Source organism: Pseudonocardia pini, from assembly GCF_013870575.1.
Taxonomy (GTDB): Bacteria; Actinomycetota; Actinomycetes; order Mycobacteriales; family Pseudonocardiaceae; genus Pseudonocardia; species Pseudonocardia pini.
Genome location: NZ_JACBXB010000317.1, coordinates 1 through 6,044 on the forward strand (window position 1 = coordinate 1; position 6,044 = coordinate 6,044).

6 protein-coding genes and 1 pseudogene are annotated in these 6,044 nt (G+C 73.9%); 3 read left to right on the top strand and 4 right to left on the bottom strand.

The window, feature by feature from the left end; all coding sequences use genetic code 11:
* Positions 1–1,494, bottom strand: a pseudogene (locus H5J29_RS18060) (DEAD/DEAH box helicase); the annotation flags it as partial.
* A gap of 349 nt (positions 1,495–1,843) precedes the next feature.
* Between H5J29_RS18060 and H5J29_RS18065 the strand changes: the two are divergent.
* Positions 1,844–2,527: a ferritin-like fold-containing protein gene (locus H5J29_RS18065; protein ID WP_181782128.1), complete on the top strand. Its 684-nt coding sequence runs from the start codon at positions 1,844–1,846 to the stop codon at positions 2,525–2,527.
* Positions 2,528–2,623: 96 nt separating this feature from the next.
* Positions 2,624–2,848: a DUF3107 domain-containing protein gene (locus H5J29_RS18070; RefSeq protein WP_181782129.1), complete on the top strand. Its 225-nt coding sequence runs from the start codon at positions 2,624–2,626 to the stop codon at positions 2,846–2,848.
* 61 nt (positions 2,849–2,909) lie between these two features.
* On the opposite strand, the gene H5J29_RS18075 is transcribed toward H5J29_RS18070, so the two are convergent.
* Positions 2,910–3,587, bottom strand: a complete 678-nt coding sequence (locus H5J29_RS18075; protein WP_312858291.1) for a TetR family transcriptional regulator — start codon at positions 3,585–3,587, stop codon at positions 2,910–2,912.
* 61 nt (positions 3,588–3,648) lie between these two features.
* Between H5J29_RS18075 and H5J29_RS18080 the strand changes: the two genes are divergently transcribed.
* On the top strand, positions 3,649–4,527 hold the full coding sequence (locus tag H5J29_RS18080; RefSeq protein ID WP_181782130.1) for an alpha/beta fold hydrolase: 879 nt from the start codon (positions 3,649–3,651) through the stop codon (positions 4,525–4,527).
* A 41-nt stretch (positions 4,528–4,568) separates the two neighbouring features.
* Here H5J29_RS18080 and H5J29_RS18085 read toward each other — a convergent pair whose 3' ends face one another.
* Complete coding sequence (locus H5J29_RS18085) at positions 4,569–5,213, bottom strand: TetR/AcrR family transcriptional regulator (RefSeq protein WP_181782131.1); 645 nt, start codon at positions 5,211–5,213, stop codon at positions 4,569–4,571.
* Between the two features lie 34 nt (positions 5,214–5,247).
* Positions 5,248–6,044: HAD-IC family P-type ATPase (locus H5J29_RS18090; protein ID WP_181782132.1), on the bottom strand; the 797-nt coding region annotated here is incomplete at its 5' end.

Genomic DNA, 6,044 nt, shown 5'->3' on the forward strand with positions numbered 1-6,044 from the left:
GACCGGGACCCCGTTGCGGCTGCGGGTGCGGCTGCGGGTGCGCTCCTTGCGCGCGGGCCGGTCGTCCCGGTCCTTGCGCTTGCTGCGGCCCTGGTGGTCACCCTCGGTGTCCACGTACTCCGCCTTGAGCCCGGCGCGCGTGCGCTTGCTCAGCGGCAGCCGCCCCGTGGCGTCCGTGGGGACGTCGAGGTCGGTGTAGAGGTGGTCGCTGGTCGAGTAGGTCTCGACCGGCTCGTCGATGCCCAGGGACAGGTCGTCCGAGACCATCTTCCAGCGCGGCATCTCGTCCCAGTCGACGAGCGTGACCGCGACGCCCTCCTTGCCGGCGCGGCCGGTGCGGCCGATCCGGTGGACGTAGGTCTTCGAGTCCTCGGGGCACTGGTAGTTGATCACGTGCGTGACGTCGGTGACGTCGATGCCGCGGGCCGCGACGTCCGTGGCCACCAGCACGTCCACCTTGCCGGAGCGGAACGCGCGCAGCGCCTGCTCGCGGGCGCCCTGGCCCAGGTCGCCGTGCACCGCGGCGGCGGCGAACCCGCGCTCGGCGAGGTCGTCCGCCACGCGCTGCACGGTGCGCTTGGTGCGCGCGAAGATCATGGTGAGGCCGCGGTCCTTGGCCTGCAGGACCCGCGTGACCAGCTCGACCTTGTCCATCGCGTGGGCGCGGTAGACGAACTGCGCCGTGCGCTCGTGGATCGAGCCCTGGTCCGCCTCCTCCGCCCGGATGTGCGTGGGGCGGTTCAGGAAGGCGCGGGACAGCGCGATGATCGGGCCCGGCATGGTGGCCGAGAACAGCATCGTCTGGCGCTTCTCGGGGAGCATGCGCAGGATGCGCTCGACGTCCGGCAGGAAGCCGAGGTCGAGCATCTCGTCCGCCTCGTCGAGCACCAGGGCGCCGACGCGGCCGAGCACCAGGTGGCGCTGCTCGGCGAGGTCCAGGAGCCTGCCCGGGGTGCCGACGACGATGTCCACGCCCTTGTGCAGGGCGGCGAGCTGCGGTTCGTAGGCCCGCCCGCCGTAGATCGCGGTGACCCGGGTGCCGAGGTGCTTGCCCGCCTCGGCGATGTCCTGGGCGACCTGCACGCAGAGCTCGCGGGTGGGGACCACCACGAGGGCCTGCGGGACGTCCTTGCCGCGGTCCGCGGCGTCTCCCTCGGCGGTCGCCGCGGGGAGCTCCGACGGCGGCACGACCCGCTGCAGCAGCGGGACGCCGAAGCCGAGGGTCTTGCCGGTGCCGGTGCGCGCCTGGCCGATGACGTCCTCGCCGGCGAGGGCCAGCGGGAGGGTCAGCTCCTGGATCGCGAACGTGCGCTCGATGCCGGCCTCGGCCAGCGCCCTGACGATCTCGGGGCGGACCCCGAGCTCGGCGAACGTGGGGGCCTCCGCCTTGACGGGGGCGCCCGCCTGGAGCGGGTGCGCCTCCTCGGTGGCCTCGGGGTCGACCACGGCGGGCTCGGGGGTCTCGGTGGTACCGACGGTCTCCGCGGTACCGGTGGGTTCGGGGGTGTCGATGGGGTCGGACAGGGGAATCGCCTCTCTCCGCGTACAGGAGCCAGGCGCCCGGCTCGTCGACCACCGGCTGGGGTAGCCCGGGTGGGAGAGCCGTCCGAGGCGCTGTACGCACCAGGTCGTGTGCACGCCGGTGAGTCGGGCGCCTGGTGGCGCCGACCCGTTACCCGGCGATGTCGCAGTAGTCCGCGCGGCGGGCCGAAGCCGTGCCCGGTCGCTACGCGCCCCGTCATGGTACCCCCGGGGCTCCCGGCGGGGCACGGTGACGTGCACCGCCACGCCGGGGCAACCGTCGAGCGGTGCCGGGAGGCGGGTCCGACTAGGCTCAATGACCATGGCGGAGCAGGTGGGCGGCGTGGCCGGCGCGGCGGGTCCGGACGCGACGCGGCGGGCGATCGTCGACCTGTTGGGCGCACTGGCCTACGGCGAGCTGTCCGCGTTCGACCGGCTCGCGGAGGACGCCCGCACCGCGCCCACCCTGGGTGGCCGGGCGGCGCTCTCGGCCATGGCCGCGGCCGAGATGGGCCACTTCCGGATGCTCGAGGAGCACCTGGCGGGCCTGGACGTCGGCATCGAGCAGGCGATGCGCCCGTTCGTCGCGGGGGTCGACGCCTACCACGCCACCACCCGTCCCCGGACCTGGCTGGAGTCGCTGGTCAAGGCCTATGTGGGCGACGGGCTGGCGGCGGACTTCTACCGCGAGGTCGGCGGCTGGGTGGACGGCCGGACCGGCGAGCTGGTCCGCGCGGTCCTCGCCGACACCGGGCACTCCGCCTTCGCCGAGCGCGAGGTACACGCCGCCTGCGCCGCGAACCGCCAGGTCCGGGACCGGCTCGCGCTGTGGGGGCGGCGGCTGCTCGGCGAGGCCGTCACGCAGGCCCAGCACATCGTCGCCGAGCGGGACGAGCTGGCGGACTTCATCGTGCGCGGCTCGGGGGACATCGCCGGGATCGCGGCCCTGATCAAGCGGCTGCAGAGCAACCACGGCAAGCGGATGGCGGCGCTGGGGCTGAACTAGTTCGCCCCTGGCGGACTGGGCCCGGTCGCGACGATCGGCTCGACTAGCCTGGGCCCCGGTATCGGTTCGTACGTGAAAGTCACCAGGAGGTTCTCGGTGGAGGTCAAGATCGGCATCGCGGAGAGCCCGCGGGAGCTCGTGGTGTCCAGCGACCAGACCGCTGACGAGGTCGAGAAGCTCGTCGCCGAGGCGCTCAAGTCGGCCGACGGCACGCTCACGCTGGTGGACGAGAAGGGGCGCAAGTACCTCATCCCGGCCACCCGCATCTCCTACGTCGAGATCGCGCCGTCGTCGGTGGCGAAGGTCGGTTTCGGCAGCTGAGCCGGAAGACCACGAACGGCACTCCCGTGCGGTAGCCCGCACGAGAGTGCCGTTCGTGCTGTCAGCCCACGCCGTCGGAGTCCGCCGGGACCATCCGGAGCACCGGGGACCGCTCCTCGCCCTCGCCCAGCATCCCGTGCGCGCCGTCCCAGATCAGGGCGGTGAGGTAGCCGGTGAGGTCGGCGCGGCTCATCGTGCGCCGCTCCAACCACCAGTCGCCCGCGCTCTGCACCATCCCGACCAGGCCGTACGCCCACGCCTCGGCCCCGCCGGAGTCCCGCCCCGCCGCCCGCAGCCGCGCCCCGAGCAGCTGCGACAGCACCAGCGCGATCTGTCCGCGGACGTCCTCCACGATCTCGGTGGCGGTCTCCCGCTCGGCCGGGTTGTGCACCACGAAGCGCCACAGCTCGGGCTCGTCCTCGATGCCGCCGAGGAAGGCGTCGACCACCGCGGCGATCTGGGCGCGCGGGGCGAGGTCCTCCGACAGGGCGGGCGCCATCTTCTCCATCAGGTCCTCGGCCGCCCGCTGCCCGACGGCCCGCTGCAGGTCGGCGCGGTCGTCGAAGTGCCGGTAGAGCACGGGCTTCGTGATGCCCGCGCTCGCCGCCATCTCCGCCACCGACACGCCGGCGCCGTGCGTGCGCACGGCCGCCATCGCCGCCTCGACCATCTCGGCCCGGCGTTCCGCCCGTCGCTCGGATCGGGCGTTCCTCTTGACAGTCGCGTCGTCCTGGGGCACGTTACCTTTGGTAACAGTTACCGTGGGTAACAGCAAGTCCTGTCGACGGGAGGACGCGAGCGTGTCGCACGGACCTCGGCTGAGCGGGGCGGATGGTGCGGAGCTGTACGGCGTCGTCACGGGCTCCGGCCCGGTCACGGTGGTGCTGGCACACGGCTGGACCCTCGACTCGACCTGCTGGGAGCCCGTCGCCGACCGGCTGACCGGGGCCCGGGTCCTGCGCTACGACCATCGTGGACACGGGCGCTCGGCCGCGGTCGACCCGGCCACCATGACGATCGACCAGCTCGCGGACGACCTGGCCGCCGTCGTCGCGGCCGAGGCCCCCACGGGGCCGTTGGTCCTGGCCGGGCACTCCATGGGCGGCATGACGACCATGGCTCTGGCCGAGCGGCACCCGGCGGTCGCCGCCCGGGCCGTCGGGGTGGCGCTGGTCGCGACGGCGGGCGGCGGTCTCGGCGGACCCACCTTCGGGCTGCCCCCGCGGGTGGTCCATGCGGTGCGGTCCCGCGAGAGCAGGCTCTACGCGTCGCACCGTTGGACCGGGCGGGACGTGCTCAGCACCCATCCGCGGCTGCTCGAGCCCGCGATGCGCGCCCTGCTGTTGGGCAGACACCCGAGCCGGTCGGCGGTGCGCACGACCACGGACGTGATCGCGGCCTGCCGCCCGACCACGGTCTCCGGCTTCCTCGAGACCCTGGAGACGCACGAGCGGCACGACTCGCTGGCCGCCTACGAGGGCGTCCCGGTGCACATCATGGTGGGCGCGCGCGATCGGCTCACCCCGCCCCGGTTCTCCGACCGGCTCCGCGAGCGGCTGCCGCAGGCGGAGCTCACGTTGTTCCCCGAGGCCGGTCACATGCTCCCGGTGGAGCGCCCCGCGGGCGTCGCGCGCCGGATCGCGGCGCTGGTCGAGGCGGCGGTCCCGGCTCGACGCTGAGACCACCCGGCCGCCCCAGGGCTCTCGGGGCGGTCGGGTCCCTACTGGTGCTCGTGCACGAGGGGGAAGCCCGCGAGGCCCTTCCAGGCCAGGGCGGACATCAGGGCCACGGCCTCGTCCCGCGGGATGTCCTGGTCGGAGTCCAACCAGTACTGCGCGGTGACCTGCGACAACCCCACCAGCCCGACGGCGAGGAGCCGGGCGCGCTGCTGGTCGAGACCTGCGTCCTCGGTCACCACCGCGGCCACGGCGTCGATGCACTTGGTGAGCGCCCCGTCGACCAGCGCGGCGGCCTCGGGCTCGCCCCGCAGGTCCGACTCGAACACCAGCCGGTAGGCGTGCCCCTCGCCGGCCACGAAGTCGAAGTACGCGGCGACCGCGGCGTGCACCCGCTCGCGGTTCTCCGCCGTGTTGCCGATGGCCTCGCGCACCCGCGCCACCAGCTCGTCGGCATAGGTGGTCAGCAGTGCGCGGTAGAGCTCGAGCTTGCCGGGGAAGTGCTGGTAGAGCACCGGCTTGCTGACGCCTGCCTTCTCGGCGATGTCGTCCATCGCCGCCGCGTGGTAGCCCTGCGCCGCGAACACGTCCCGGGCCGCGACGAGCAGCTGCGCCCGACGGGCCCCCCGGGAGAGCCGCACCCCGCGCGCCGGGGCCTGCACCGATCCGGACGCCGTCGTCTCCGCCATCGTGCTCCCCTCACCAGTCGAGTGCCCGCCCACCTTACCCGTCGGTAGCCCCGAATGTGTCACGACGCGAGCCGGATCGGTGAGCCCCTCCGGTGGGTGAGCTGGCGGCCTGCGGCACCGCGCTGCGGAAGCCGCGCAGGCGCAGGCTGTTGGCCACCACGAAGACCGAGCTGAACGCCATCGCGGCCCCGGCGATCATCGGGTTCAGCAGTCCGAGCGCGGCCAACGGGAGGGCTGCGACGTTGTACGCGAACGCCCAGAACAGGTTGCCCTTGATCGTGCCGAGCGTGCGGCGCGCCAACCGGATGGCGTCCACGGCGGCGAGCAGGTCGCCCCGCACGAGGGTGAGGTCGCTGGCCTCGATGGCCGCGTCGGTGCCCGTCCCCATGGCCAGGCCGAGGTCTGCGGTGGCCAGGGCGGCGGCGTCGTTGACCCCGTCGCCGACCATCGCGACGCTGCGGCCCTCGGCCTGCAACGCCTGCACGACCGCGACCTTCTCCTCCGGCAGTACCTCCGCGCGCACCTCGGTGATCCCGACCTCCGCGGCGACGGCCCGGGCGGCGGCCTCGTTGTCCCCGGTCAGCAACACGGGGGTGAGGCCGAGGTCGCGGAGCCGGGCGACGGCGTCTGCGCTGGTGGGCTTCACGGTGTCGGCCACGACGAGGATCCCGCGCGCCCAGCCGTCCCAGCTCACGCAGACGGCCGTGCGGCCCGCGGCCTCGGCCGCCTCCTTCGCCTCGAGAAGCTCGCGCGGGAGCTGGATCCCGTACTCGGCCAGCAGCGCTGGCCGCCCGACGAGGACCGCGTGCGCGACCACCCGGCCTGCGCCCC

Bases quoted from the DNA above. Each gene is read 5' to 3' on its own strand.
- H5J29_RS18065 (WP_181782128.1), top strand. From the start codon at position 1,844: ATGGCGGAGCAGGTGGGCGGCGTGGCCGGCGCGGCGGGTCCGGACGCG.
- H5J29_RS18085 (WP_181782131.1), bottom strand. From the start codon at position 5,213: ATGGCGGAGACGACGGCGTCCGGATCGGTGCAGGCCCCGGCGCGCGGG.